The 26,089-nt window shown below is 72.0% G+C and carries 24 protein-coding genes; 10 read left to right on the forward strand and 14 right to left on the reverse strand.

The genetic code is table 11. From position 1 onward, the window contains the following. The first annotated feature begins 265 nt into the window (after positions 1–265). Positions 266–676 carry a rodlin gene (locus tag ACODT5_RS34060; RefSeq protein ID WP_422522932.1) on the forward strand — a complete coding sequence of 137 codons (411 nt, stop codon included), beginning with the start codon at positions 266–268 and terminating at the stop codon, positions 674–676. A 128-nt stretch (positions 677–804) separates the two neighbouring features. Here ACODT5_RS34060 and ACODT5_RS34065 read toward each other — a convergent pair whose 3' ends face one another. After that, the gene (locus ACODT5_RS34065; protein WP_422522933.1) at positions 805–1,446 is read right to left on the reverse strand and encodes a vitamin K epoxide reductase family protein; all 642 of its coding nucleotides are present in this window, start codon (positions 1,444–1,446) and stop codon (positions 805–807) included. A 192-nt stretch (positions 1,447–1,638) separates the two neighbouring features. Here ACODT5_RS34065 and ACODT5_RS34070 point away from each other — a divergent pair, with 192 nt between their 5' ends. Next, a complete protein-coding gene (locus ACODT5_RS34070) occupies positions 1,639–2,409 on the forward strand; it encodes a DUF6227 family protein (RefSeq protein ID WP_422522934.1) in 771 nt (256 codons plus the stop codon). A 24-nt stretch (positions 2,410–2,433) separates the two neighbouring features. On the opposite strand, the gene ACODT5_RS34075 is transcribed toward ACODT5_RS34070, so the two are convergent. The 4 genes from ACODT5_RS34075 to ACODT5_RS34090 all read right to left on the reverse strand — a co-directional run bounded on the left by ACODT5_RS34075 (position 2,434) and on the right by ACODT5_RS34090 (position 8,036). After that, positions 2,434–4,593 (reverse strand): PTS fructose transporter subunit IIABC, encoded by a 2,160-nt coding sequence (locus ACODT5_RS34075; RefSeq protein ID WP_422522935.1) that lies wholly within the window; start codon positions 4,591–4,593, stop codon positions 2,434–2,436. Then, a complete protein-coding gene (pfkB, locus tag ACODT5_RS34080) occupies positions 4,590–5,543 on the reverse strand; it encodes a 1-phosphofructokinase (protein WP_422522936.1) in 954 nt (317 codons plus the stop codon). The genes ACODT5_RS34075 and pfkB overlap by 4 nt, the downstream gene beginning before the upstream one ends. After that, on the reverse strand, positions 5,540–6,301 hold the full coding sequence (locus tag ACODT5_RS34085) for a DeoR/GlpR family DNA-binding transcription regulator (protein ID WP_422522937.1): 762 nt from the start codon (positions 6,299–6,301) through the stop codon (positions 5,540–5,542). The genes pfkB and ACODT5_RS34085 overlap by 4 nt, the downstream gene beginning before the upstream one ends. Positions 6,302–6,440: 139 nt before the next feature. Further along, a complete protein-coding gene (locus ACODT5_RS34090; RefSeq protein ID WP_422522938.1) occupies positions 6,441–8,036 on the reverse strand; it encodes an MFS transporter in 1,596 nt (531 codons plus the stop codon). A 63-nt stretch (positions 8,037–8,099) separates the two neighbouring features. On the opposite strand from ACODT5_RS34090, the gene ACODT5_RS34095 reads away from it, so the two are divergent. After that, the gene (locus ACODT5_RS34095; RefSeq protein WP_422522939.1) at positions 8,100–9,092 is read left to right on the forward strand and encodes a helix-turn-helix transcriptional regulator; all 993 of its coding nucleotides are present in this window, start codon (positions 8,100–8,102) and stop codon (positions 9,090–9,092) included. 293 nt (positions 9,093–9,385) lie between these two features. On the opposite strand, the gene ACODT5_RS34100 is transcribed toward ACODT5_RS34095, so the two are convergent. After that, the gene (locus ACODT5_RS34100; protein ID WP_327253246.1) at positions 9,386–10,363 is read right to left on the reverse strand and encodes a sigma-70 family RNA polymerase sigma factor; all 978 of its coding nucleotides are present in this window, start codon (positions 10,361–10,363) and stop codon (positions 9,386–9,388) included. Between the two features lie 521 nt (positions 10,364–10,884). Here ACODT5_RS34100 and ACODT5_RS34105 point away from each other — a divergent pair. Continuing rightward, positions 10,885–11,529 carry a Uma2 family endonuclease gene (locus ACODT5_RS34105; protein ID WP_422522940.1) on the forward strand — a complete coding sequence of 215 codons (645 nt, stop codon included), beginning with the start codon at positions 10,885–10,887 and terminating at the stop codon, positions 11,527–11,529. Here ACODT5_RS34105 and ACODT5_RS34110 read toward each other — a convergent pair. The 4 genes from ACODT5_RS34110 to ACODT5_RS34125 form a co-directional block, all read right to left on the reverse strand. After that, on the reverse strand, positions 11,526–11,897 hold the full coding sequence (locus ACODT5_RS34110; RefSeq protein WP_422522941.1) for a hypothetical protein: 372 nt from the start codon (positions 11,895–11,897) through the stop codon (positions 11,526–11,528). The genes ACODT5_RS34105 and ACODT5_RS34110 overlap by 4 nt on opposite strands. Next, entirely contained in the window at positions 11,890–12,684 is a 795-nt protein-coding gene (locus tag ACODT5_RS34115; RefSeq protein WP_422522942.1) for a dioxygenase family protein, read from the reverse strand. Before ACODT5_RS34115 ends, ACODT5_RS34110 begins: the two co-directional genes overlap by 8 nt. Before the next feature lie 135 nt (positions 12,685–12,819). Next, positions 12,820–14,355 carry an MFS transporter gene (locus ACODT5_RS34120; RefSeq protein ID WP_422522943.1) on the reverse strand — a complete coding sequence of 512 codons (1,536 nt, stop codon included), beginning with the start codon at positions 14,353–14,355 and terminating at the stop codon, positions 12,820–12,822. Between the two features lie 105 nt (positions 14,356–14,460). Beyond that, on the reverse strand, positions 14,461–15,144 hold the full coding sequence (locus ACODT5_RS34125) for a TetR/AcrR family transcriptional regulator (protein ID WP_422525127.1): 684 nt from the start codon (positions 15,142–15,144) through the stop codon (positions 14,461–14,463). Positions 15,145–15,615: 471 nt separating this feature from the next. Here ACODT5_RS34125 and ACODT5_RS34130 point away from each other — a divergent pair, with 471 nt between their 5' ends. From ACODT5_RS34130 to ACODT5_RS34140, 3 genes are all read left to right on the forward strand, one after another. Further along, positions 15,616–16,896: a M6 family metalloprotease domain-containing protein gene (locus tag ACODT5_RS34130; protein ID WP_422522944.1), complete on the forward strand. Its 1,281-nt coding sequence runs from the start codon at positions 15,616–15,618 to the stop codon at positions 16,894–16,896. Positions 16,897–17,066: 170 nt separating this feature from the next. Next, a complete protein-coding gene (locus tag ACODT5_RS34135) occupies positions 17,067–17,957 on the forward strand; it encodes a zinc-binding dehydrogenase (RefSeq protein ID WP_422522945.1) in 891 nt (296 codons plus the stop codon). Between the two features lie 77 nt (positions 17,958–18,034). Then, positions 18,035–18,514, forward strand: a complete 480-nt coding sequence (locus ACODT5_RS34140; protein WP_385374236.1) for a RidA family protein — start codon at positions 18,035–18,037, stop codon at positions 18,512–18,514. A 40-nt stretch (positions 18,515–18,554) separates the two neighbouring features. On the opposite strand, the gene ACODT5_RS34145 is transcribed toward ACODT5_RS34140, so the two are convergent. Further along, positions 18,555–18,812 (reverse strand): WhiB family transcriptional regulator, encoded by a 258-nt coding sequence (locus tag ACODT5_RS34145; protein ID WP_385374238.1) that lies wholly within the window; start codon positions 18,810–18,812, stop codon positions 18,555–18,557. A 276-nt stretch (positions 18,813–19,088) separates the two neighbouring features. On the opposite strand from ACODT5_RS34145, the gene ACODT5_RS34150 reads away from it, so the two are divergent. From ACODT5_RS34150 to ACODT5_RS34160, 3 genes are all read left to right on the forward strand, one after another. Further along, the gene (locus tag ACODT5_RS34150) at positions 19,089–20,843 is read left to right on the forward strand and encodes a PucR family transcriptional regulator (protein ID WP_422522946.1); all 1,755 of its coding nucleotides are present in this window, start codon (positions 19,089–19,091) and stop codon (positions 20,841–20,843) included. 105 nt (positions 20,844–20,948) lie between these two features. Next, positions 20,949–21,677: a tyrosine-protein phosphatase gene (locus tag ACODT5_RS34155; RefSeq protein WP_422522947.1), complete on the forward strand. Its 729-nt coding sequence runs from the start codon at positions 20,949–20,951 to the stop codon at positions 21,675–21,677. A gap of 82 nt (positions 21,678–21,759) precedes the next feature. Then, positions 21,760–22,074, forward strand: coding sequence for a hypothetical protein (locus ACODT5_RS34160; protein WP_422522948.1), 315 nt, complete (start codon positions 21,760–21,762; stop codon positions 22,072–22,074). A gap of 77 nt (positions 22,075–22,151) precedes the next feature. Here ACODT5_RS34160 and ACODT5_RS34165 read toward each other — a convergent pair whose 3' ends face one another. From ACODT5_RS34165 to ACODT5_RS34175, 3 genes are read right to left on the reverse strand one after another with little or no spacing between them, the layout of a single operon-like run. After that, positions 22,152–23,447, reverse strand: coding sequence for an ABC transporter permease (locus ACODT5_RS34165; RefSeq protein WP_422522949.1), 1,296 nt, complete (start codon positions 23,445–23,447; stop codon positions 22,152–22,154). After that, complete coding sequence (locus ACODT5_RS34170) at positions 23,444–24,304, reverse strand: ABC transporter ATP-binding protein (protein ID WP_422522950.1); 861 nt, start codon at positions 24,302–24,304, stop codon at positions 23,444–23,446. The genes ACODT5_RS34165 and ACODT5_RS34170 overlap by 4 nt, the downstream gene beginning before the upstream one ends. Beyond that, positions 24,301–25,800, reverse strand: coding sequence for a peptidoglycan-binding protein (locus ACODT5_RS34175; protein ID WP_422522951.1), 1,500 nt, complete (start codon positions 25,798–25,800; stop codon positions 24,301–24,303). Before ACODT5_RS34175 ends, ACODT5_RS34170 begins: the two co-directional genes overlap by 4 nt. Between the last annotated feature and the right edge of the window lie 289 nt (positions 25,801–26,089).

The following is a 26,089-nucleotide window of genomic DNA, read 5'->3' on the forward strand; positions in this document are numbered from 1 at the left end:
TGGTCGATCAGAAGCGGACCCGAGCGATCCGCTTCCTTACCCACCGTGCGAAGGGGTTCCACGGAGCGCAACACGAGAGCGGGGGCCCGTACGCCGCTGCGGGGTGCGTACGGGCTTCGCGCACGCGTCCGGGGGCGGCTCACCCCACCCGGGGAAAACCTGCCCGCAGACAGGCCGTTTGAGTGAAGCAGCGGAACCAACGCTCTGCGAAGGCAGTTGATCAGGGCGCTCCACTAGCGGGCACTCGTGCGACAAAAGGATCAAAATGTTCAAGAAGATCATGACTGCTGCCGCGGTCACCGCCGCCGCCGTCGGCGCGGGCGCCGCTGCTGCCGCCCCCGCCATGGCGATCGGCAACGACAACGGGATCAACACCGTCAACGGGAACGGTGCCGTGCAGGCGTACGGCAACCAGAAGACCCACGGTGACATGAGCCCGCAGCTCGGCGTCGTCCAGGGCACCCTGAACAAGCCCTGCATCGGTCTGCCGGCGAAGGTCAACGCCCAGTCGATCCTGGCCCTGGTCAACGTCGGTGTCCAGGACATCAACGTCCTGTCCAACCCGCAGAACCAGCAGTGCACCGAGAACTCCACCCAGGCCAAGGGTGACGAGCCGCTCTCGCACATCCTCAGCAACATCCCGGTCCTCTCGGGCAACGGCGCCATCGGCAGCTGATCTCCGCTCCCGATCTACGGTCCGGGCGCTTGGCGCCCGTGGAGCGACGCGTTCGAAGAAGCGGTGTGAAGTGACGAGGGCCCCGGCAGCGTCCAGCTGCCGGGGCCCTCGTGCGTCGTCCGGCGCCCTCAGCCGGTCCAGAAGTCCCACCACCGGGTCAGGATCAGCATCCCGATCACGCCGGTGTGCAGGACCGGCGGGACCCAGCCGAATTCGGCGAAGAAGTTCCGCACCGGCGCGGGTGCCGGGAGGATCCCCGTACGGACGGTGTGGGCGGTGACCGCCCAGAACATCAGCAGGGTGGCCAGCCAGGTCAGGCAGCACCACAGGCAGAGCGCGTTGATCTCGTAGAGCGACTGGACCATGAGCCAGGAGCAGAATCCGACGCCGAAGAGCATGCCGGCGTTCAGACCGAGCCAGAACCAGCCGCGGTAGCGGGCCCCGGCCAGCAGGCCGGCGCCGACGCACACGACCGCCCCGTAGGCGACCAGCCCCAGCATCGGGTTCGGGAAGCCGAAGGCCGCCGCCTGCTCGCTCTTCATCACGCTGCCGCAGGAGACCACCGGATTGAGGCTGCACGCGGGCTTGAAGTCCGGGTTCTCCAGCAGCAGAAACTTGTCCAGGGTGATGACCCAGGCGGCCAGCACTCCGGCGGCTCCGGTGAGCAGCAGCAGCCAGGCCAGCGCGCGGGGGGCTGCGATCGGTTCTGTGTCCTTGCGGTTGTGGGGCCGGGCCTGCTGGCGGGGGACGCCCACGGTATTTGTTGCCATACGGTCATGCTCCCGCCCTTGTGCCCGCTATCCGGCCCAACCATGCTCATCGACATGGAGGTTGACCTGAAGGGGTGGCTGGAACCCCTGGCGCTTCCCGGACGTTTTACCGAACCCCGGACGTGATGTCAGACCCAGGGGCTACGTTGAGCTTCCGCGAAGTGACAAGCTGCGACGGCCTGGAGACCCACCTTGAGCGATCCACACGAGACAACCGAGGCGCACCTCGATCGACTCCTGGGCCGCGCCCTCAACTCCTTCGACCTGTCCGATGAGTTGATCGAGCGGCTGCGCACGGCGCTCGCCCACAGGTCCTCGCTGCACACCACCCGCCGCAGCCCGTCGGCGGGACCGTGGCGGGAGATACACCGGCACGCCTACCTGCTGTCCGACGGCGACTCCGTGGTCCTGTGGGAGCTGGCGCACCGTCAGGACCCCGACCGCTCGATACGGTACGAGGTCTTCGCGAGCAAGGCGGAGACCTGCCTCACGGCGGCCCGGCTCTTCGGCGAGGTCCCCTCGCAGGTGGCGCGGGACCTCGTGGAGGTGATGGTGGAGGAAGAGCCGGACAGCGACATCGCCGTGCTGAGCGCGCTGTTCACCAATCCGACCCCGGCCCAGCGGCACCGCGAGTACGGGGTGGAGGAGTCCGCGGACCACGCCCGCCGGGTGCTGCGCCGCGCGGAGAACCCGGACCGGCCGGGCGAGCCGGTGGCCCTGCTCCTGCGGTCGGCCTACGCGCACCAGATCACGCAGGTGTTCGGCACCCGGCAGTGCCTGGCGGACGGGCGGGACGCGGGCTTCAGCCTGTACGAGCACTCCTTCGTCCTGCTGGACGGGAGCGAGTTCAGCCTGTGGGAGGTCGAGCACACGGTGACGCCGGACGGGCGGCACATGTGCGAGGTCTACGAGACCGAATCGGCCGCGCGCGGAGCCATGGAGCTCCGCGCGCGGGTGAGGTGACGGGGACCGGGACGGGGACGGCGGTCAGGCGGCGACGGTGACCTTCGCCGGTTCCGGCAGGGGAGCCGCTTCGGCCGCCCCGGCCGACTGCGGGGTCCCGTCCTGCTTGCGCATCCCCTTGAGGAGGATGACCAGGCCGGCGCTGGTGGCCGTACCGGCGGCGATGGCGATCAGGTAGAGCAGCGGGTTGCCGATCAGCGGGATGACGAAGATTCCGCCGTGCGGGGCCCGCAGGGTGCACTCGAAGGCCATCGAGAGGGCTCCGGTGACCGCGCCGCCGGCCATGGCGGCCGGGATGACGCGCAGCGGGTCGGCCGCGGCGAACGGGATGGCGCCCTCGCTGATGAAGGAGGCGCCGAGGAACCAGGCGGCCTTGCCGTTCTCTCGCTCGGTCTTGGAGAAGAGCCGGCCGCGGACCGTGGTGGCCAGCGCCATCGCCAGCGGCGGCACCATGCCGGCGGCCATCACGGCGGCCATGACCTTGAGGCTGCCCTCGTTGGGGGTGGCGAGGCCGCCGATGGCGAAGGCGTAGGCCACCTTGTTGAGCGGGCCGCCGAGGTCGAAGCACATCATCAGGCCGAGGATGACGCCGAGGATGATCGCGTTGGCGCCGGAGAGGCCCGACAGCCAGTCGGTGAGGGCCTGCTGGAGCGAGGCGACGGGCTTGCCGACGACCAGGAACATCAGGAACGCGGTGACGGCGGAGCCGATCAGCGGCAGGACGACCACCGGCATGATCCCGCGCAGGGCGACGGGGATCTTCACCTTCTGGACGGCGAGGACGGTGCCGCCCGCGATGAGGCCGGCGATCAGACCGCCGAGGAAGCCGGCGTTGATGGTGAGGGCCACGGCGCCGCCGACGAAGCCGGGGACCAGGCCGGGCCGGTCGGCCATGCCGTAGGCGATGTAGCCGGCGAGGACGGGGACCAGGAAGCCGAAGGCGAGGCCTCCGGTCTGGAAGAGCAGCGCGGCCCAGCTCACGGCCTCGGTCCACACGAAGTGCTCGGCGACCGAGGGGGCGGTGTTGATCTCGTACCCGCCGATGGCGAAGGCCAGGGCGATGAGGAGGCCGCCCGCGGCGACGAACGGGACCATGTAGCTGACGCCGGACATCAGCCAGGTGCGGAGCTTCGCGCCGTAGCCGTCCTGCTCTTCCCCGGCCTCTTCGACCGGGGTCGGGGTGGTGATGATCTCGCCGCGTTCCGCCTTGGCGCGGGCCTCCTGGAGGAGTTCCGCCGGGCGGTTGATGCCCGCCTTGACGCCTACGTCGACGGTGGGCTTTCCGGCGAAGCGGGCCCTTTCCCTGACCGGGACGTCGTGGGCGAAGACTGCCGCGTCGGCAGCGGCGATCGTTTCGGGGGTCAGCTTCGTGAAGCCGGCCGAGCCCTGGGTTTCCACCATGAGCTCGATTCCCGCCTCGGCGGCGGCCTGTTGGAGTGCCTCGGCTGCCATGTAGGTGTGGGCGATGCCGGTGGGGCAGGACGTGACGGCCACGATCCGGAACGGCTGCCCTGCGGGGCTCTCCCCCACCCCGCCCCTTCCCGAAACTGTGGGCTGCGCCCCCAGGCCCCCGGTCGCGGGCTGCGCCGCGACCCCTTCGGGGGCTCCGCCCCCAAACCCCCGCGCCTCAACCGCCGGCGAGGCTGGATCTGCCGGGGTCTGGGGCGGAGCCCCAGTTTCGGGAAGGGGCGGGGTGGGGGAGGAGCTCCGCGCAGCGGACCCGGCAGCCGCGGGCTCGCCCGCGACCAGGGCCGCGGCTTCCTCCGGGGTCCCTGCCGCGCGGAGCGCGGCTACGAAGTCCGGGCGCATCAGGCGGCGGGCCAGGGTGGAGAGGATGGTCAGGTGGGCGTCGTCCGCGCCGGCGGGGGCGGCTATCAGGAAGATCAGGTCCGCCGGGCCGTCCGGGGCGCCGAAGTCGATCCCGGAGGCCGAGCGGCCGAAGGCCAGGGTGGGGGTCGTCACGTGGGTGGAGCGGCAGTGGGGGATGCCTATGCCTCCCTCCAGGCCGGTCGGCATCTGGGCCTCGCGCGCGGCCACGTCGGCCAGGAAGCCGTCCAGGTCGGTGACCCGGCCCAGCGCGACCATCCGTTCGGCGAGGGCACGTGCCGCCCCCTCCTTGGACTCGGCGGACAGGTCGAGGTCAACCAGTTGAGCCAGCAGAGGGCTCTGCGTCATCTCGCTCATCGCTCGTCGCTCATTTCGGACAGAGGAAGGTCCAGGGGCAGGTCCTGGGTGATGTGGACGGAATCGGGGCGCAGGTCAGAGGGGGCCGGCATGGCGCTGCCGGGGAGCTGGACCGCGGCTGCGCCGTGGGCCAGGGCGGAGGCCAGGGCCGCGGGCCCCGCACCTCCCGCGATCAGGAAGCCGGCGAGGGAGGCGTCGCCCGCGCCGACGTTGCTGCGGACCGAGGAGACGGCTGCCGTGCCGTAGTAGGTGCCCTCCTCGGAGACCAGGAGCTGGCCGTCCGCGCCGAGGGAGGCCAGGACCGCGCCCGCGCCCAGCGAGCGCAGCTCCTCCGCGGCCTTGAGTACGTCGCCGAGGGTGGCCAGGGGCCGCCCCACCGCCGCCGCGAGCTCCGAGGCGTTCGGCTTGATCACGTCCGGGCGGGCCGGCAGTGCCGCGAGCAGCGCCGGGCCGGAGGTGTCCAGGGCGATGCGGGTGCCCGCGGCGTGGGCCCGGGTCACGATGTCGGCGTACCACTCGGGGGCGAGGCCCCGCGGGAGGCTGCCGCAGCAGGCGATCCAGTCGGCGCCGCCCGAGCAGGTGCGGACCGTTTCCAGGAGGAGCGCCGATTCCGCCGCGGTCAGTGCCGGGCCGGTGGCGTTGATCTTGGTGAGGGTGCCGTCCGGTTCGGCGAGGGAGATGTTGGAGCGGGTCCGGCCGGCGATGGAGACCGCCGTGACGTCCACGCCCTGGGCGCCGAGGAGTTCGGCGATCATCGTGCCCGGCGTGCCGCCGAGCGGCAGGACCGCCGTCGTACGGACGCCCGCGGCGGCCACCGCGCGGGAGACGTTGACCCCCTTGCCGCCGGGGTCGACCCGGTCGGCGGTGGCGCGCAGTACCTCACCGCGGTCCAGCGAGGGGACCTCGTAGGTCCGGTCGAGGGAGGGGTTGGGGGTGACGGTGAGGATCATACGAGCACAACTTCCGTACCGGCGGCCTCGATCGCCGCCTTGTGGGCGGGGCTGAGCCCCTTGTCCGTGATGAGGAGGTCGACGTCGGCGAAGGTGCCGAAGCACGCGAAGTGCTCCTGGCCCGCCTTCGCGGAGTCGGCGAGGAGGACGACGCGGCGCGCGGCCGCCATCGCGGCCCGCTTGACGGCCGCCTCGGCGAGGTCGGGGGTGGTCAGGCCGCCCTCGGCGGTGAAGCCGTTCGTCGCGAGGAAGAGGACGTCCGCGCGGATCTCGGCGTAGGCGCGCAGGGCCCAGGCGTCGACCGCGGCGCGGGTGCGGTGGCGGACCCGTCCTCCGACGAGGTGGAGGTCGATGCCGGTGTGGTCGGCGAGCCGGGCGGCGACGGGCAGCGCGTGGGTGACCACGGTGAGCGCGGTGTCGACCGGGATGGCGGCCGCGAGGCGGGCCACCGTGCTGCCCGCGTCGAGGACGATGCTGCCGCCGTCGGGGAGTTCGGCGAGGGCGGCGGCCGCGATGCGGTCCTTCTCGTCGGCCGCGGTGGCCTCGCGCTCGGTGAGGTCCGGCTCGAAGTCGAGGCGGCCGGCCGGTATGGCACCGCCGTGCACCCGGCGTACGAGCCCGGCCCGGTCCAGGGCCTTGAGGTCGCGGCGCACGGTCTCGGCCGTGACCTGGAACTGGTCGGCCAGGGACAGGACGTCGACCCGGCCCGCCTCGCGGGCGAGGCGGAGGATCTCCTGCTGGCGCTCCGGTGCGTACATGTGGTTTCAGATCCGTTCGATGCCCGACTCTGTGGGTTCTCTTGGATCGTACGCCCGTTTGCGGCTGAAAACAAAACAAACGGGCATGTCCGCCAACAGAAGCGGACATGCCCGTGAGGAGGGGTGCGGAGGGTGCGGACTAGCCCGCGTGCTCCGCGCCGCCCTCGCGCTCGGCGATGGGGATGGCCTTGCGCGGCAGCATGAACATCACGGAGAAGATCAAGACCATGACGGCCACGACCCACCACATGGCGTTGTGGAACGCGTCGACGTACGGCGGCCCGAAGACCCGGTCGTCCTCGATGAAGCCGAAGTAGACGACGGAGGTCAGGCCGAGGCCCAGCGCGTTGCCCATCTGGCCGGTGGTGTTGATCAGCCCGGACGCCGAACCGGCGTGCTCGCGCGGCACCTCGGAGAGCACGGTGTCGGTCAGCGGCGCGACGATCAGGCCCATGCCGATGCCCATGACGATCAGCGGGGCGGCCATCTGCCAGGAGGTGATGGTCATGCCGTAGCGGTCCGACTCCCAGATGTAGAGGAGTACGCCCGCGGCCATGGTCAGCGCGCCTGCCTGGAGCACCTTGCGGCCGAAGCGCGGTACGAGCTTCTGCACGGACACGCCCGCGGCGGCCGAGACGGCGATCGAGAACGGGATGCCCGTGGAGCCGGCCTTCAGGGCGCCCCAGCCGAGGCCCATCTGCATGTAGAGCGTCCACACCAGGAAGAAGATGCCGGTCGCGAGGCCGAAGGTCAGCTGGACGGCGATACCGCCCGCGAAGCTCTTGACCTTGAAGAGGGAGAGCTCGACGAGCGGGGATCCGTCCTTGCGGATCTTGTACTTCTCGTAGGCGATGAAGGCGCCGAAGACGAGCGGCGAGGCGATCATGCAGACGAAGCCCCACACGGGCCAGTCGTTCTCGCGGCCGTGGGTGAGCGGGAAGATCAGCATGACCAGGGCGAGGGTCGCGAGCACGACGCCCACCAGGTCCAGGCGCAGCGCCTTGGGGGCCTTGGACTCGGAGATGAACTTGCGGCCCAGGATCACGCCCGCGATGCCGACGGGCAGGTTGATCAGGAAGATCGGGCGCCATTCGAGACCGGCGATGTTCCACTCGGTGAGCAGTGCGCCGAGCATCGGGCCCGAGACGGCGCCGAGGCCGATGATCGCGCCGAAGAGGCCGAAGACCTTGCCGCGCTCGTGCGGCGGGAAGGTGACGTGGATGATCGCGAGCACCTGCGGGACCATCATGGCCGCCATGGCGCCCTGGAGGATGCGGGCGGCGACGAGCACGTCGGGGTTGGGAGCGAGGCCACAGAGCAGCGAGGCCGCGGTGAACCCGGATATGCCGATGAGGAACAGGCGCTTGCGGCCGTAGATGTCACCGAGACGGCCGCCGGTGATCAGGCCGGCGGCGAAGGCGAGGGCGTAGCCGGCGGTGATCCACTGGATGGCGCTGGTGGAGGCGCCGAGGTCCTCGCGCATCCGGGGTATCGCGATGTTGACGATCGTGACGTCGACCAGGTCCATGAAGGCGGCGGTCATCACGATGGCGAGGGCGATCCAGCGGCGGCGGTCGGCGGGGGCCGCGGGCTCGCCGGTCGCGGCGGTGTCGCCGGGTGCGTCGGCGTCGCCGGTCTTGCTGATCGAAGTGGTCTCTACGGGAAGGTCGTTCCGCTCTTCTTGTACGGGCCCGTTCTTTCCTTCGGGCGATGACTGGGTCGTCTCGGTGCTCATGAGGAGAAACCTAGACGGCATCTAGGTCAGTTGGTGTCCTATTTGGCTGGCAACCTTTGGGCCATGACCGATACCCCGGCCCGCCTCCTCTCCCTCCTCTCCCTGCTCCAGACCCCGCGCGAGTGGCCCGGGAGCGAGCTGGCCGAGCGGCTGCGGGTGAGCGCCCGTACGATCCGGCGCGACATCGAACGGCTGCGGGAGCTGGGGTACCCGGTGGAGGCCACGCTGGGTGCGGAGGGCGGCTACCGGCTGGTCGCGGGCGCCGCGATGCCGCCGCTCGTCCTGGACGACGAGGAGGCCGTCGCGATCGCGGTGGGGCTGAGGGCGGGGGCCGGGCACGCGATCGAGGGCGTGGAGGAGGCCTCCGTACGCGCCCTCGCGAAGCTGGAACAGGTCCTGCCGGGGCGGCTGCGGCGGCGGGTGGGCGCGCTGCAGTCGGCGACGGTCGCGGTGGCGCGGGGCGACGGGGCGAGCGTGGATCCGCGGACGCTGACCGCGATCGCCTCGGCGGTGGCGGGGCCGGAGCGGCTGCGGTTCGCCTACCGGGCGCGGGACGGGGTGGCCTCGCGGCGGCTGGTGGAGCCGTACCGGCTGGTCAGCACCGGGAGCCGGTGGTACCTCGTGGCCTACGACATGGAGCGCGGGGACTGGCGGACCTTCAGGGTGGACCGGATGAGCGAGCCGGGCGCGACGGGGGCGCGGTTCGCTCCGCGGGAGCTGCCGATGGATGCGGAGGAGTTCGTGCGGCGGGGGCTGCGGGGCGGGGAGTCCGCGTCGTCCACGTACCGGGTCGACGTCACCTTCGCGGTGGGCGGGGGGTTGCCCGAGTGGGTGCGGGAGCATGTGGTTCCCGGGGGTGAGGGCGGGGCCCTGGCCCGGGGTGAGGGCGGGGACGGCGGCGGGGTGCGGGTGCGGTTCGAGTCGGCGGACTCGCCGGAGTGGCTGGTGGCGCGGCTGGCGCTGGCCGGGGTGCCGTTCACCGTGCACGGGCCGGAGGTTCTGGTGGAGGCCGCGCGGGCGCTGGGGGCGCGGCTGGCCGAGGCGGCGGGGCCGTAGCCCCTGGGTGGTGGCCCTGCGGGGCTGTCCCCTACCCGCCCTTCCACCGTTCCCCGGGCTCTGCCCGGACCCCGGTCCTCAAACGCCGGACGGGCTGGAAGGGGTACCGGGCTGCGCCCGGACCCCCCTGGGGCTCCGCCCCAGACCCCGCTCCTCAAACGCCGGCGGGGCTGGATGTGCCCGGACCCCGTGCCGCAAACGCCGGCGGGGCTGGATTTGGGCAAAGGGGAGCCCCCGGCGCCTGGGGGGGATAGGCGCCGGGGGCTCGTATGGGGGGCTGCGACTGGGGCCGGTCAGGCCACCGCGTCGAAGCCGGTGTCGCGGGCCATCTTCTTCAGTTCGAGCAGCGCGTGCTTCTCGATCTGACGAATCCGCTCGCGGGTCAGGCCGTGCTGCTTGCCCACTTCCGTCAGCGTACGCTCTCGACCGTCTTCAATGCCGTAACGCATCTTGATGATCGACGCGGTTCGCTGGTCCAGCTTGCCCAGCAGGTCCTCCAGCTCCTCGCTGCGCAGCAGGGAGAGGACGGACTGCTCGGGTGAAATCGCCGAGGTGTCTTCCAGCAGGTCGCCGAACTGCGTGTCGCCGTCCTCGTCCACGCCCATGTTCAGGCTGACCGGGTCGCGCGCCCAGTCCAGGACGTCTCCGACGCGCTTTTCCGTCGTGTCCAGCTCGGCGGCGATCTCCGCGTGCTCCGGGTCCCGGCCGTTCTCGCGGTTGAACTCGCGCTGGACCCGGCGGATCCGGCCGAGCTCCTCGACCAGGTGGACGGGCAGGCGGATGGTGCGGGACTGGTCGGCGATGGAGCGGGTGATCGCCTGGCGGATCCACCAGGTGGCGTACGTGGAGAACTTGAAGCCCTTGGCATAGTCGAACTTCTCCACCGCGCGGACCAGGCCGGCGTTGCCCTCCTGGATGAGGTCGAGGAGCGGCAGTCCGCTGCGCGGGTAGCGGCGGGCCACGGCGACGACCAGGCGGAGGTTGGAGCGGATGAAGACTTCCTTGGCGCGCTCACCCTCGGCGGCCAGGAATTCGAGCTCCTCCCGGGAGGGCTTCTTACCCTTCCGCTCTATCGCGCCGTCGAGGATCTGCTGGGCGTACACGCCCGCCTCGATGATCTGCGAGAGCTCCACTTCCTTGGCCGCGTCGAGCAGCGGAGTGCGCGCGATCTCGTCCAGGTACATGCCGACCAGGTCGCGGTCTGCGATCTCCCCGCCCACAGCGCGAGCGCTGCTCGTGGACTGACGACGGGCGACGGCGCGGGTTGCCATGCGTGCTCCCTTGCGATGAGTTCGGTCGCGGTGGTGCGGTTCGGCTGCCCTGGTGCGGCTGCCCGGACACTCTCCCGAGTGCCCGCTTCCGAAGGAAACAACGACTGGAATCGGGACAGAATTCCCACGTTGCTCCCTGTTTTTCGAGATCTTGCAGTATCCTGCCCCGCCACCCCCCGATTCGAGGGGATGGGCGACGCCGTCGGACTCGAAGATCCGCAGGTCAGGGCGCGGATTACGGCCGTCCCCGGAGGGTCGGCGGGCCCGCCGCACGGGGTGGCGATGAGACCACCGTCACACTTGACAGGGCTGCTTTCGCCCCGTCGCGGCGCTGCCACCGGCTGCGCTCCTACCCCAAGAGACGGCCCTCACCGGCTTCTGGTTGCCTCGGCCTGCGATGGCCTACCCGTCCGAGTGAAGGTGCGGCATATTCCTGTGGCATGACCGGCCGCTCCCCGAGCATCGGAGAGTCGCTTGTGCCCTCCGGCCGGCGGCGCCCACACTCAGAGGAGGTGCTGCACATGACCGCTCTCGCCCACGAGACGCTGGAGGCCGTAATGCCGAAGGTCGCGACCCCCCCGTCGGGCCTTGACGACGTCCTGTGGCAGGCATGGCAAGCGATCGAACTCCCCGAGGGCTACCACGCCGAAATCATCGAGGGGCTCATCGAGGTGTCACCCACGGGTCGCTTGTCGCACAGCCAGGTCGCCAACCGCCTTCGCCGCGCCTTGGACAAGTTCCTGGACCGCAGCGAGTTCGCGGCGTTCCAGGACACCAATGTCATTGAGGGGCGGAAGGCCTGGATCCCCGATGTCCTGGTGGCACCCGAGGACGTGGAAGCCCACAGCAGCGAGGACGGGATCGGCATCAAGGCCTCCGCCGTCCAATTGATCATCGAAGTCGTCTCTCCCGGCAGCGACAGCGTGACACGCGACCGCACCCGCAAGCGGCGTGAATACGCGCGGGCGGGCATTGCCGTCTACGTCCTCATCGACGATCACGACGAGCGCGGCATCGTGACCGTGCTGACCGCCCCCGATCCCGACCAGGCCGTCTACGGCGACGAGCTCCGGGCGGACTACGGCGCCACGGCCACCATCCCGAGCGGGCCCGCCAAGGGGTTCACCATCGGCGAGGACATCACCGGGCCGCCCCGCGTCCCCTAACCAGGGCGGCTGGAGACCTCGGGACAGGCGCGGCAGGCAGGTGGGCCCGACTGGGTCCACCACTTGCAGCGCGGGCGGAGGTGGCAGGGCGGGAGCGGGGATCCGGCCCGGGGGGTGGCCGTCAGGCGGGTGGCCAGGGTGCAGGACTCCCCCGCGCGGTTGAGGCAGTGCGGGACGCAGTGGGATGCCAGGCGCAGCAGGCGGCGCGGTTCCACGCCCGGCGGGAGCTCTGCCAGGGCCTCCGCCGTCGGGCGGGGCGTGGGGAGGTAGACCGGGGGGCCGTCCAGGCCCTCGCGGGCGGCGAGGACCAGCGACTCCGGCGCGTACGCGGAGCCGCTGGGGCACCAGAGCTGCTCGGGGTCAGCCAAATTGCAGGGACCGCTTCGAGAGGCCCATCCAGAAGCCCGAGACGGGGGTGCTGGCGGTGGCGAGCTCGGATTCCGCGGCGCCCAGGGTGACGAAGAGGGGGGCGAAGTGCTCCGTACGGGGGTGGGCCAGGCGGCCCGCCGGGGACTTGGCTTCGAAGTCCAGCAGGGCGTCGATGTCGGAGGCGGCCAGCGCCTCGTGGCCCCAGGCGTCGAATTCGGCGGACCACGACGGGACGCCGGGGCCGGTGTGGCGCAGGGCGGCCAGGTTGTGGGTGAAGAAGCCGCTGCCGACGATGAGGACGCCCTCGTCGCGCAGGGGGGCCAGTTTGCGGCCGATCTCCATCAGGCGGCGCGGATCGAGGGTCGGCATGGATATCTGGAGCACCGGTATGTCGGCCCCGGGGAACATCTCCACCAGCGGGACGTACGCGCCGTGGTCCAGGCCGCGGTCGGGGATGTCCTGGACGGGGGTGCCGGGGGCCTTGAGGAGTTTGCGGACCGCCGCGGCCAGTTCGGGGGCGCCCGGGGCGTCGTAGCGGACCTGGTAGTAGTGCTCGGGGAAGCCCCAGAAGTCGTAGACCAGCGGGACCTGCTCGGTGGCTCCGAGGGCGAGCGGGGCCTCCTCCCAGTGGGCGGAGACCATCAGGATCGCGCGGGGGCGGGGGAGGTCCGCGGACCAGGCGGCCAGTTCGCCGGGCCAGAGCGGGTCGTCCGCGAGGGGCGGGGCTCCGTGGCTCAGGTACAGCGCCGGCATCCGGGTGGGGGTCAGGGCTTCGGGCGTCGGCATCGGGAGCTCCAGGAATCGTCGCGGCGGGGCGCCACGAACAGACTAACCCCGCATCGTTCAAATTTGAACGATGCGGGGTCGTCAGTCATTCCCGTACCGGGGAGCGGGCGCCTTCCCCCGCTTGCGGAGAGGGGGTCAGTGGGCGATCACCGGAATCTTCATGTCGGCGTCCGAGCCCTCGGCGACCGGGTCGCCCGCACCCGGCTTGCCCGTGGTGATGAGGGTCAGGGCGATGAGCGAGCTGGCGACCAGGATGCCGACCGCCCACCAGATCGCGGAGGAGTAGCCCTCCACCATGGCCTGGGCCTGGATCAGCTTCGCCGCCGGGCCGCCCGCCGCGGCCTCGGCCGCGTGGTCGGTCAGGTACGCGGTCGTCGCGGAGGCGGCGATCGTGTTCAGCAGGGCGGTGCCGATCGCGCCGCCCACCTGCTGCGAGGTGTTGACCATCGCGGAGGCGACGCCGGCGTCGGCCGGGTTCACCCCGTACGTGGCCAGGGACATGGCGGGCATGAACGCGGTACCCATGCCGAGGCCCAGCAGCAGCTGCGCCGGCAGGATCAGCGCCGGGTAGGAGGAGCCGACCTCGAGCTGCGTCAGCAGCAGCATGCCGCTGGCGGCGACCATGAAGCCGGGGCCCATCAGCAGGCGCGGCGGGACCCGCGTCATGAGGCGGGCGCCGATCTGCGTGGAGCCGGCGATCATGCCCACGATCATCGGGAGGAAGGCGAAGCCGGTCGTGACGGGCGAGAAGCCCTTGACGACCTGCAGGTAGTAGGTGAGGAAGAGGAACAGGCCGAACATCGCGATGACGGCGAGGCCCAGCGAGAGGTAGACGCCGCCGCGGTTGCGCTCCAGCAGGACGCGCAGCGGGAGCAGCGGGTTCTTCGTACGGGACTCGACGAGGACGAACGCGCCGAGCAGCACCACGGAGGCGATGAACATGCCCACGGTGAGGCCGTCGGACCAGCCGGCCGACTCGGCGCGGGTGAATCCGTAGACGAGGGCGACCAGACCGGTGGTGGACAGCAGGACGCCGGGGATGTCGAGCGGTGCGCGGTTACGGCCGCCGGCCGGCTCGCGGATGATCATCCAGGCGCCGACGGCGGCGATGATCGCGAACGGGATGTTGACGAAGAAGGTCCAGCGCCAGTTCAGGTACTCGGTGAGGACGCCGCCGAGGATCAGGCCCACGGCGCCACCGCCACCGGCGATCGCACCGTAGATGCCGAAGGCCTTGGCGCGCTCCTTGGCGTCGGTGAACATGACGGCCAGCAGCGAGAGCGCGGCCGGCGCGAGCAGTGCGCCGAAGGCTCCCTGGAGGGCGCGGGCGCCCAGCATCATGGCCTCACCCTGTGCGGCGCCGCCCAGCGCGGAGGCCAGGGCGAAGCCGATGAGACCGACGATGAAGGCGTTCTTGCGGCCCCACTTGTCGGCGATGCGGCCGCCGAAGAGGAGCAGTCCGCCGAAGGCCAGGGCGTACGCGGTGATGACCCACTGGCGGTTGCCGTCCGAGATGCCGAGGTCGGTCTGGGCGGACGGCAGGGCGATGTTCACGATGGTGGCGTCGAGGACGACCATCAGCTGCGCCAGCGCGATGAAGACCAGGGCCTTCCAGCGACTGGGGTCGGCGCCGGCGACGGACAGCGGCGGGTTCGCGGCTGTTTTTGACATGGGGGTACCCACTTCGTGGTGCGAGATGACTGAAAAGGGATGATCAGGGCGTGATCAGGGTGTGATCAGGGCGGCTCTACAGCGCCGGGGCGCGCTCCGGGGGCGTCACATGGTCTTCCGCCTCAGATCCGCCAGCGTCGTCGCCGAGCCCGGCAGTTCGGACCGGGCCGGGGCCCTCAACCCGTCGAGGAAGAGCTGGAGATGACGGTGGACGAACACGTCCGCGTCGAAGCAGCCGGTGCCCGGGAGCGGGCGGCTGAGCTGGGACAGCGCGATCATCAGATCGCCGACGCCGATGTCCGCGCGCACGAGCCCGGAGGATCGGCCGGCGGCCAGCAGGGCCTCGACGGCTTCCTCCAAGGCCTCGCGGGAGGAGAGCAGTTCGGGGTGGTCGTGGTCGAAGTCGCTGGAGAGTACGGGGCACAGGGCGCCGATCCGCTCCTCCGCGGCCGCGTGCGTGAAGCGGCACAGGGCGGCGAAGGCGTCCGGCTCCTCGGCGAGGGAGTCGACGGCCAGGCCGGCCACCCGGTCCATGCCGAAGAGCACGACGTGGTGGACCAGGGCGGGCCGGTCGGGGAAGTGCCGGTAGAGCGTGGCGTTGCCCACGCCGGCCCGGCGGGCGATCTCGTCGAGGGGGGCGGCGGGGCCGAACTCCACGAGCACGTCGCGGGCGGCGGTCAGGATGCGTTCCCGGTTGCGGACGGCATCGGCGCGCGGCCTCGGGACCGCGCCCGCGCCGGTACGGGCCCGCTTGCCCGCCGCCTTGACCTTGCCCGCGGCCGCACGCACGGCCGCGGCCACGCCCACACCCACGCACGCACCCGCGCCCGCACCCGCGCCCGCGCCTGTGCCTGCACCCGCGCCTGTGCCCGCCTCCGCGCCCGCACCGGCGGCCGGAGCCGCGAGGTCGAGGTCGGCCTCCGGGCCCGGTACGGGCAGGGCCGCCGGATCGGTGGTGGCGGGGCTCTTCATGAACGACTCCCTGGCGGGGTGAGTGGCGGAGCGGTGCGTACGTCCGGGTGGGCCGCTCGTTCCCGTCGAAACGGGGAGCGGCTCCCCGGTTCGCGGGGACTCTGGTTCAAACGGGGAGAGGGTCCCCGCTTATTTCACTCTCCCGTGTGACCTGAGTCACATCACTCCAGGCCCTTTGATCCCGTTTGGCCTCTCCCGGCGCGCGAGCCCGCCCCAGCCGTCGGAGGGTGAGCCCACAGAGCGCAGTCCGGACCCGGCCGGCTGCCGCGGACCCGAAGGCCGATCTCCATGCCGCAGACGCGCCACCGGATACGCAAGCCAAACCGCACCAGCGTCTTCATCGGCGTCACGGCGCTGGCCCTCGGCATCACGGCGACGGCGAGCGCGGGCATATCCAGCCGCAGCCATTCGGCGGCCGGGCCGGTGGGCGCGACCAGCGCCGAGTCGATGCTCGCGCCCTGCCGGATCTCCGGCGCGATGGGCGTGCAGATGTCCGAGGGGCTGCCGACCGCCCCGGGGTACTCGCGCTCCACCGGCGAGGTCCGGGCGCTGAACCTGATGATCGACTTCCCCGACGCCAAGGGCGAGGGCACGGCGGCCGACCGGATGGCGGAGTTCTTCCCCCAGACGTCCGACTGGTTTCGCGTCAGCTCCTACGGACGGCTGACCTACCGGGCCGAGGCGCCGATAAAGAACTGGCTGCGGATGCCGATGCCGTTCGCGGCGTACGGGATCGAGCGGGGTTCCGCGTACGAGCCCGGCTACCGCCAGCTCGTCGAGCACATCATCAAAACCTCCGACGCCGAGGTCGATTTCTCCCGGTACGACCTGATAAACATCCTCGTCACTCCGAACGCCGGCCCCTCCGCCCTCGACACCGTCCTCTCCGTCACCTTCTCCGGCAACGGCGAGGCCCCGATGGCCGACGGCGTCCCGCTCGCCAACACGTCCTTCGTCTACAGCCGCCAGGACGACGGCTCCGGCACCTACCGGGAGACCGGCTACCGGGTGCTCCCCCACGAGAACGGGCACGTCTTCGGCCTGCCCGACCTCTACACCGCCGACGGCGGCGGCACGGTGGGGCACTGGGACATCATGAGCGAGGACTGGGGCGCCAACAACGACCTGCTGGGCTGGCACAAGTGGAAGCTGGGCTGGCTCGACAGCAACCAGATCAGCTGCGCCGGGAAGTCCGGGGTCAGCGACCACGTGCTGAGCCCGCTGGCCGTGGAGGGCGGCACGAAGCTGGCCTTCGTCCCCGTCTCGGAGAGCGCCGGGTACGCGGTGGAGGTGCGCACCCGCGCCGGGAACGACGAGGCCGTCTGCAAGCCCGGAGTGCTCATCTACAGGGTGGACTCCGAGGTGGACACCGGCCGCGGACCCGTCGCCGTCTCCGACAGCTCCTCCGCGAGCGGCGGCTGCACCCGGCGGTCCAACGTGCACGCGGAGCTCTCGGACGCGCCGTTCCGGCCGGGCGAGACCTTCACCGACGAGAAGTCGGGCATCAGCGTCTCGGTCGTGGGCGAGCTGCGCAACGGCAGCTATCAGGTCCGGGTCACCAGACCGTGAGCGGTGAGCGGTGAGCGGTGAGCGGTGTGCTCCGCGGGTGGGGCGGGACGAGCAGCGGCTCCAAGTGCTGACGCTCGGCCCGCCTACAAGCGACCTACGGCCCCCCGCCGGGCCGGATCCGTACCCGCATGGTTGGGAACTAGCCGTGCAACGCCGAGTTGAGGAGACCCGTGAAGGCCTTCGCGCTGCGCCGTACCGGCGAGCCGCCCGCCGTGCTGGAACGGCCCGTCCCCCACCCCCGGGCGGGCGAGGTCCTCGTACGCACCACGGCCGCACTCATCTGCGCCTGGGACGGGCACACCGCCGCCGGGGCGCCCACCGGGCTCGGCCACGAGGCCGTCGGCGTCGTCGAGACCGTCGGCCCCGGGGTCTGCCCCTCCTACGTCGGCCGGCGCGTCGGCGTCGAGGGCCACGGGCGGCTCGCCGAGTTCTTCCGCGCCCCGGCGGCCGGAGCCGGGCTGGTCCCGCTCCCCGACACCATCTCCGACCACCAGGCCCTCTACGCGGCGGGCGCGCTCCCCACCGGCTTCGCCGCCGCCGAGGAGTCCGGGCCGCCCCCGGGCGGCAGCGTCGTCGTCTTCGGCCAGGGCGCGGTCGGGCTCAGCGCGACCATCGCGGCCGGCCGGCTGCGCGGAGCCCGCGTCATCGCGGTCGAGCCGGAGATGAAGCGCCAGCGCCTCGCCCTGCGGTTCGGGGCCGACGTGGTGATCGACCCGGCCTACGAGGACACCGCCGAGCGGATCCTGGAGCTGACCGGCGGCGCCGGCGCCGACCGCGCGATCATGGCGACGGCCGCGCCCGCCGCCGCGAGGGCCGCCCGCAGGGGCCTGTCCGGGAGCGGGAAGATCACGTACGCCCGCTGCAGGCCGCCGCAGAGCAGCGGGGCGCGGCTCGCGCGGGCGCTGCACCTGATCGGGGACGGGCTGGTGGACCCTACGGTGATCACCACGCACGAGTTCCCGTTCCACCGGGTCGGGGAGGCCTTCGGGCGGCTCGCCGCCAAGGAGCCGGGGATGATCAAGCCGGTGATCATCTTCCCGCGGCCCGACAGCGAGAACTAGAGCGGCAGAAACAGACACAGGGACAGAGACAGGGACAGCGTCCGCGTCCGCGTCCGCGACCACAAGGAGATCCGCCCATGACCAGCACCCCCGAAGAGCGCCTCGCCGCCGCCGGCCTGAAGCTGCCGCCCACGCCCTCGCCGGTCGCCGTCTACGTGCCCGCCGTGCAGAGCGGGCACTACGTGTACACCTCCGGCCAGCTTCCGATGGTCGACGGCGCACTCCCCCTCACCGGGAAGGTCGGCGCCGAGGTCACCCCGGAGCAGGCCAAGGAGCTGGCGCAGCAGTGCGCGCTCAACGCGCTGGCCGCCATCACCTCCGTCGCGGGGGACCTCTCCGCCGTGAAGCGCGTGGTCAAGGTGGTCGGCTTCGTGGCCAGCGACCCGCACTTCACGGGACAGCCCGGCGTGCTCAACGGCGCGAGCGAGCTGCTGGGCACCGCCTTCGGCGACGCGGGCATCCACGCACGCAGCGCGGTCGGCGTGAGCGTGCTCCCGCTGGACTCCCCCGTCGAGGTGGAGATCCTCGTCGAACTGCACGCTCCGATGGGGCTCTAGGACATCCTCCAGGGCATCCGCCAGGGCGCAGGCACCCCCGTCAGGGACGGCCGTACCGCCTGCGGGCGCGGCGTTCGTGTCCGGTGAGTCCGCCCCAGATCCCGGAGTTCTCGCCGATCTCCTGGGCGTACTCCAGACAGGCGCTGCGGACCGGGCAGGAGAAGCAGATCCTCTTGGCCCGGGCGGCGGAGCCCGAGGCCTCGGAGTAGAAGAGTTCGGCGCACTCCTCGTCGGAGGTGCACCGCGCCTCCTTCCACCAGTCGTCGTCCGGGGCGGGCCGCGGAAGCGCGATCCCCATGGCCGGCACTCTCCTTCACATCGCTGTCTCCCTCCAGGCTGGCAGTGGCGGACGGCAGGGATGAGAGCCGTTCGACACCAGCTGGTAGTGCCGATCGGCCGTAGTGCTGCGCGTACGGTCCCCTGCAGGGGTGTCCGGCAGTCACCGATCCCATGAACCGGGGCCCTCGGACTCACCCCGATTTCCGTGGAATTACCCCAACGTAAAGGCCTGACCTGCGGTTCAGCGGGGGAAGGCCGGAAACGTGAGCAGGGCGGCACATGGCAGGCTGGGGCCATGAGGCTGCGTGATCTGCTGTCGTCCGAAGAGGCCCAGGCGCCTGCGGACCCGTGTCTGCTGCGCCTGTTGCGCCTGCCCGGCGGCGAGCGGGACCTGGACCGGCCCGTACTGGGCACGGTGACCATCGACCTGCCCGACCCGGGGCGCTTCGTGTCCCCCGGGGACCTGGTGCTGTCCGGACTGGCCTGGCACCAGCGGCACCGCCAGGACGCGGGGGCCGATCCGTCCGACGCGTTCGTCCGCGTCCTCGTGGAGGCGGGCGCCGTGGCGCTGGGCGCGGGCGAGGCGCGGTTCGGCCACGTCCCCGACGACCTGGTGGAGGCTTGCGCCCGGTACGGGCTGCCGCTGCTCGCGGTGGGCGTGGAGGTGCCGTTCACCTCGGTCACCGAGTACGTGGCGCGCGGCCGGACCGAGGAGCGGATCGGCGGCCTCGCCGCGCTCGTGGACCGGCACCGGCGCTTCAGCACCGACCGGCAGGCCGGGGCGGGGGCCGACGCCCTCCTCGAACTGCTGCTGGCCGAGCTGGACTTGCGCGCGCACATCCTCTCCCCCACCGGCCGGCAGATCGCGGGCGCGCCCCCGCTGCCGGAGAAGACGGCCTCGGCGCTGGCCGGGAGGTTCCTCGCCGCCGAACGGGCGGGCGAGCGGGCCCCGCACCACACGGTCGCGCGCGGGACGGCCTTCTCCCTGTTCCCGGTGCGCTCGGGGGCCGGGGAAGGGGAGTCCGCTCCCGGTGCGGCGCTGACCGACTGGCTGATCGCCGTCGAGGCCGACAGCTCCGACTGGAACGACGAACGCGTCGACCTGCTGGACCGGCTCGCGCGGCTGGTCGCGGTGGAGCGCGGCGGCCGCGACACCGACCGCACGATGCGGCGGCGCGCCGCCGAACGACTGCTGGCACTGGTCGGCCCGGCCGCCGCCGGGGAGGGCGGGCAGGCGCTGTTCGAGGAAGAGGAAGCGGCGGCCCGGCTCACGGCGGGGGCCTCGGGGACCGCGGGGGCCGCGGGGGCTTCCGGCGCGGAAGGCCCGGGCGGCCCCGGCGGCCCGGACGGCCGGCTGCGCTGGCAGGCCGTATCGGCCCGGCTGGACCCGAAGGGGGTGCACGGGTTTCCCGTAGCGGCGTCCGTGCGCGACCTGCTGGAGGAGGTCCTGCTGCACCCGCGCTGCCTGGGGCCGGACGCCGGAGCGCGGATGGCCGTCACGGCGGCCGGCGACGGGGCCGAGGCCGTCGCCTTCGTGCTCGTCGGGGCGGACGCGCTGCTGACCCCCGACGCGGTCGTACGGGTCGCCGGCGGCTCGCTGCCGCGCGGGCTGCGGGCCGGGGAACGGCTGGCCTTCGGCGTCAGCGACCCGGTGGGCGGGGCCGCGGAGTTGCGGCACGCGCTCGCGCAGGCGCGTAACGCCCGGCAGGTCGCCGCCCCTTCGGAAGCGGTCGCCGCCTGCGGGCCGGACGATCTCGCCGCGCACGTCATGTCGCTGCTGCCGCTGATCCCGGCCGACGTCCGGCGGGAGTTCAGCCGCCGGCTGCTGGCCCCGCTGACCGACTACGACCGGCGCTACCGCTCCGACCTGGTGCCCACCCTGCGCTCCTTCCTGGAACACGACGGCTCCTGGGCGCGCTGCGGAGAGGCACTGCACCTGCACGTCAACTCGCTGCGCTACCGGATCAGCCGCATTGAGGCACTGACCGGGCGCAACCTGAGCCGGCTGGAGGACAAGATGGACTTCGCGGCGGCCCTGCGGATGGGCTGAGGCCGCGGGAGCGGGGCCGGGCGATCCCCTGGTCGCGGAAGCCCTGCCTGTGGCAGCCTCTCGTCACGCAGGAAGATCACCGGCACGGTATCCAGGGGGATCCGCATGACCCGCCACATCGAGTTCGAGCGACTGCACAACTTCCGTGATCTGGGCGGCTATCGCACCGAGGACGGCTCCACCGTCGTGTGGGGCGCGCTCTACCGGGCGGACTCGCTCGGCAAGCTCGCGGGCGCCGACTGGGAGCGGTTCCTGGAGCTCGACGTGCGGACGGTCATCGACCTGCGCTACCCCTGGGAGATCGAGGCGAAGGGCCGGGTACCGGAGCCCGAGCGGTTCACGTACGCCAACCACAGCATCGAGCACCGGCCGTACGAACAGGCCGAGATCGACCCGGACACCGACCCGTGGCGGTTCCTCGCGGACCGGTTCGCCGAGGTCGCCGAGGACGGGGTGGCGGAGATCCGCGGCGCGATCGAGCTGCTCGCCGAGGGGCCGGGCCCGGCGGTCTTCCACTGCGCCTCCGGCAAGGACCGCACCGGCCTGATCGCCGCGCTCGTCCTGACCCTCCTCGGTGTGGACGAGGAGCAGATCCTCGCGGACTTCGCCCTGACCGAGCTGGCGACCGCCCGCCTGACGGCCGACTGGCACGCCGCCCACCCGGGCCGCACGATGCGCTGGCCCTCGTACGGCCGCGCGCCCGCCGAGATCCTGCGCCTGACCCTGGCCGATCTCGCCACCCGCTACGGCTCGGTCCACGCCTACCTCGCGGACGGGGTCGGCATCACCCCGGCCACGACGGAGCGGCTGCGGGAGCGGTTCCTCACCCGGTGAGCCGGGACGGCGCGGCCGCACCGGCGGGCCCGACCTCGACGTGACGGTCGCCCGCCCTCCTACCGAAGGGATCGACGACGCGATGGACGAGCGGGGACAGTGGGGCTGTGTGGTCGCCCCAGTGGCCGGACTGGCGACCGGCGCGCTCGGGTCGGGCCTGCTGGCGGCGGCCTGGCGGGCGTGCGACGCAGGAGTGAACGGCGCGGCCAACGGGTTCGCGCTGGTCCTCTACGGAGCCCTGCTCTCCGTGGCCGCGACGGTTTACTGGTGGGTGCTCGTCGGGTACGCAGGAGGCCGGAACCTCACGGTCGCCCTCCTGGGCGGCACGATCGGCACCGCGGCCATGGTGTGGATCTTCGTGGCCCTCCTCCAGGTTCCGCACGGCTACCGCTGCTGACGATGCGATGACCGCCTCCGTCCCAGCTGCCCCTGCCCCCTCCGGTCGGCGCCTCAGCGCCTCAACGCCTCAGCGTCTCAGCGTCTCAGTGCTTCTGCGGGTTCGATGCGGGCGGCGCGCCAGGCGGGGTAGAGGCCGGCGAGGAGTCCGGTGAGGAGGCCGAGGAGGGGGGCGGTGGCGACGGTGGTGGGGTGGATGACGGGGGTCCAGTCGCGGAGGACGGCGATGGTGAGGACGGTGAGGGTGCCCAGGGAGGTGCCGACGAGTCCGCCGAGGGCGCCGAGGGTGCCTGATTCGGCGAGGAATTGGGTGGTGATGTGGCGGCCGCGGGCGCCGAGTGCGCGGCGTAGGCCGATTTCGCCGGTGCGTTCGAGGACGGCGACGAGGGTGGTGTTGGCGATGCCTACGGCTCCGATGATCAGGCAGATCCCGGCCAGGATGAGGAAGAGCTGCTGAAGGTCGGAGGTGACCCCGGAGCGCAGGGTGCGGGGGTCGGGTGGTGGTACGGCTTTCAGGTATTCGGGGTGGTCGGGGCGCAGTGCGGTGGGGGCGAGGTGGGCGACCTGCTGGGCGGCGCCGATGTCGGTGGCGATCAGCATGCTGGTGCCGTCGCTCTCGGGCGGGCCCCAGATGTCCTCGGCGGTGGTGCGGGGGACGGTGACCGAGAGGAGGAGGTCTGGCTTGCGTTCCACGTCCTCGATGATTCCGATCACGGCGAAGGGCTCGGAGCCGATGAAGACGGCGGGGCGGGTGTCGAGGGTGGTGATGCCGAGGCGTGCGGCGACGGACGAGCCGAGGACGGCCACACGTTGTTTGGTGTCGGAGTGGTAGGCGTCGTAGAGGCGGCCCTGGGCCAGTTTGGGGACGGCGGCCTGCAGGGCGCCGGGTGACGCGGCGACCACCTCGGTGCTGTCGCCCCCGCCACCTGCCCCGCCGACCGGTGCGGAGCGGACGCTGCCGGCCGTGGCGTCGAGGCGGACGGTGTAGAAGACGCCGGCGTGCTGGACCCCACCCAGCCGCTCGACGCGTTCGTCGGCGTCTGCGGGGAATCCGGGTCCGGCGAAGGGGTTCTTGTTCCGGGCGATGTCTTCGATGGTCACTTCGGTGGCGGTGAGGAGGTTGAAGCGGGCGTCGATCTGGGAGGAGGTGGTGGCGGTGAGGCCGAGGACGGCGACGAAGGTGCCGACGCCGAGGACGGTTCCCAGTGCGGTCAGCGCCGAGCGGGCCGGGCGTTGCAGGATTCCGGCGAAGGCTTCGGAGACGTTGTCGCGGGCGGTGAAGCGGGAGGGTTCGATACGGACAGCGGCCCGAGACGGCCGTCGCCGTGTGAGTCGTGTGAGTCGTGTGAGTCGGCGGGGTTGGGGCTGGTTCATGCGGGGGCCTGTTCGCGCAGGATGCCGTCGCGGATGGTGACGGTTCGGCCGCCGTGTGCGGCGACTTCCTGGTCGTGGGTGATGACCAGGACGGTCATTCCGTCGGCGTGGAGTTCGTCGAGGAGGGCCAGGACGGTGTCGGCGTTGGCGGAGTCGAGGTTTCCGGTGGGTTCGTCGCACAGCAGGAGCGAGGGGCGGGCGACCAGGGCTCGGGCGATGGCGACGCGTTGGCGTTCGCCGCCGGAGAGGCGGGAGGGGAGTGCGTCGAGGCGGTGGGCGAGTCCGACGCGGGTGAGGGCTTCGCGGGCGCGGGCGGGGCGCTGTTTGCGGGGGACGCTGTTGTAGAGCATGGCGAGGGTGACGTTTTCCAGGGCCGAGCGGTGGGGCAGGAGGTGGAAGGACTGGAAGACGAATCCGATGCGGCGCCCGCGCAGCGCGGTCCGGTCACTGTCGCCGAGGGCGCCGGTGTCGATGCCGTCGATGAGGTAGTGGCCCGAAGTGGGTGCGTCGAGCAGGCCGGCGATGTTGAGGAACGTCGATTTGCCGGAGCCGGAGGGTCCGACGACGGTGACGAACTCGCCTCGCTGGATGGTGAGATCACACGGCTTGAAGGCGGCCACCGGAGGCGGGCCCGGGTAGGTGAGGCCCACCTGCCGGAACTCGATCACGGGCGGCGCGGCCTCGGGCAGGGGCGCGGGCACGACCTCGGCCTTGACCACGGGCAGGAGCTCAGCCTTGGCCACGGGCACGGGCACGGACTCGGCCACGGGCACGGGCACAGACACGGACTCGGCCACGGCCTCCGGCTCCGCCTCGCTGACGGGCTCAGGCGCGGTCTCGTCGGTGGTCCGGGTCATGAACCGGCGCCTCCCGTGCCGCCGTTGGGCTTGTCGCCGGTCTGCTTGTTCGCGACGCCCGGGTTGACGCCGATGACGACCGAGTCGCCATCCGCGATCACGCCATCCCCGGTGGGCCGGATCTCCACGTAACCGTCGCCGGTCGTGCCGGGCCGGACCTCGACGCGGCGCTGGGTTCCCGTGCCGTCCACGACGGTGACGCTCGTACGGCCGTCGGTTCCCGCGGAGACAGCGGTCACCGGAACGACCAGCGCGTTGCCGTCGGTCGCGGCGGCCTCCACGGTCAGCCGTACGTCCTGGCCCGCGAGTTTGGAGTCCAGCGCGGCGAGGGGGCGTACGAGCATCTCGTACCCGCTCGGACCGCCCGGAGCAGGAGCCTGCTGGCCCTGGCCGTCGCCCTGACCGCCGTTCGGCGCTGCGGGTGGCGCCGACTGGGTGTCCGCGACCGACAGCACCTCGGCAGCCACCGTCACCCCGCTGACCTCGGACAGGATCTCAACCTTCTGCCCGGCCCGGACCAGGCCCTTCTGATGCTCGGCAAGCTGACCGCGTACGACGAGCGCCCCCGCGGACAGCGTCATCGCCGCGCCGCTGACCGGCGAGCCGGGGCGGACACCGACCGTGTCGACGCGGGCGGGGAAGGACTCCAGGAAGACGACCTCACCGGCCGGAACCATGGGACCGGCCGCCGCACGCGCCTCGGCCAGACGCTCACGGGCCTTGACCAGATCCTCCTGGGCACGAGCCACGGCACGAGCAGCCTCCTGGACCGCGCCCTTGTCGCCAGCGGTGCCCGAGGTTCCTGCAGCCCCGGCCGTCCCCGAAGTTCCCTTGCCGTCGGTGGTACCCGTACCGCCGGTCGTCGTACCGGTGGAACCCGTACGGGACTTGGCGGCGGCCTTGGCGTCTTCCAGCGACCGCTCGGCGGAAGTGACCGCGTCCTCGGCGGACTTCACGGCCTCGCCGCGGTCGGCGACCGCGGGCAGCGGGTCGTAGCCGATGGACTTGTAGAAGGAGGCCAGCGCCGCCTTCGTCCCGGCCCCGAACGTGCCCGCCTTGTCGGACCCCGCGCCGTGGCCCAGCCCGGCCAGGGCCTTCTGGAGCTGCTTCACATCGTCACCGGTGGCACCCGGCTTCAAGTCCCGATACACCGGCAGCGCACCCGGAAGCGCGAAGACCGGACGCCCCGACACCTCCAGGAACACCTTGCCCGCCAGCACCGCATCACCCGGACGAACAGCGACCTTGGTGACCACGGCAGGACCCGAACCCTCCCCGCCCGCCACCGTCGGGGTCACCGGAACCGCCTGAGCGGAAGTGACCGTCCCGCGCACGATGACGGTGTCACGCAGCACACGCTTCTCGACCCGCGCGACGAGCACGTCCATCGGCGGCGGACCCGCCTCGGCAGCCGCCTGCGCCGGCGACTTGACCACCAACGAAGCCGCCACACCGGCGACGGACAGCAGCACCGCCCCCACCGCCACAGCCGCCACCCACCGGCGCCGCCGAGACAGACCGACAGAGGGCTCAGCACCTCCGGACCCCCCGGCGAGTTCCGCGAGTCCCGCACGTTCGGCGGCCGGTTCGAGGGCCTGTATGTCGCCCTTCATTCGGCGTTCGGCCCGCCGGTCGACGGCGCGTAGACGTCAGCGCACTTCCGCACCGAGAAGGAAAAGCCGGCCGGCTCCGGATCGACCGCTCCCGCGCCCCGCCTGGATTGCGAGACAGAACCGGAAAACGAAGGGGGATTTGCATCCGAGCAGCCGGAAAACAGGAGAGCGG

It is taken from the genome of Streptomyces tatrensis (genome assembly GCF_049310065.1).
Lineage (GTDB): Bacteria > Actinomycetota > Actinomycetes > Streptomycetales > Streptomycetaceae > Streptomyces.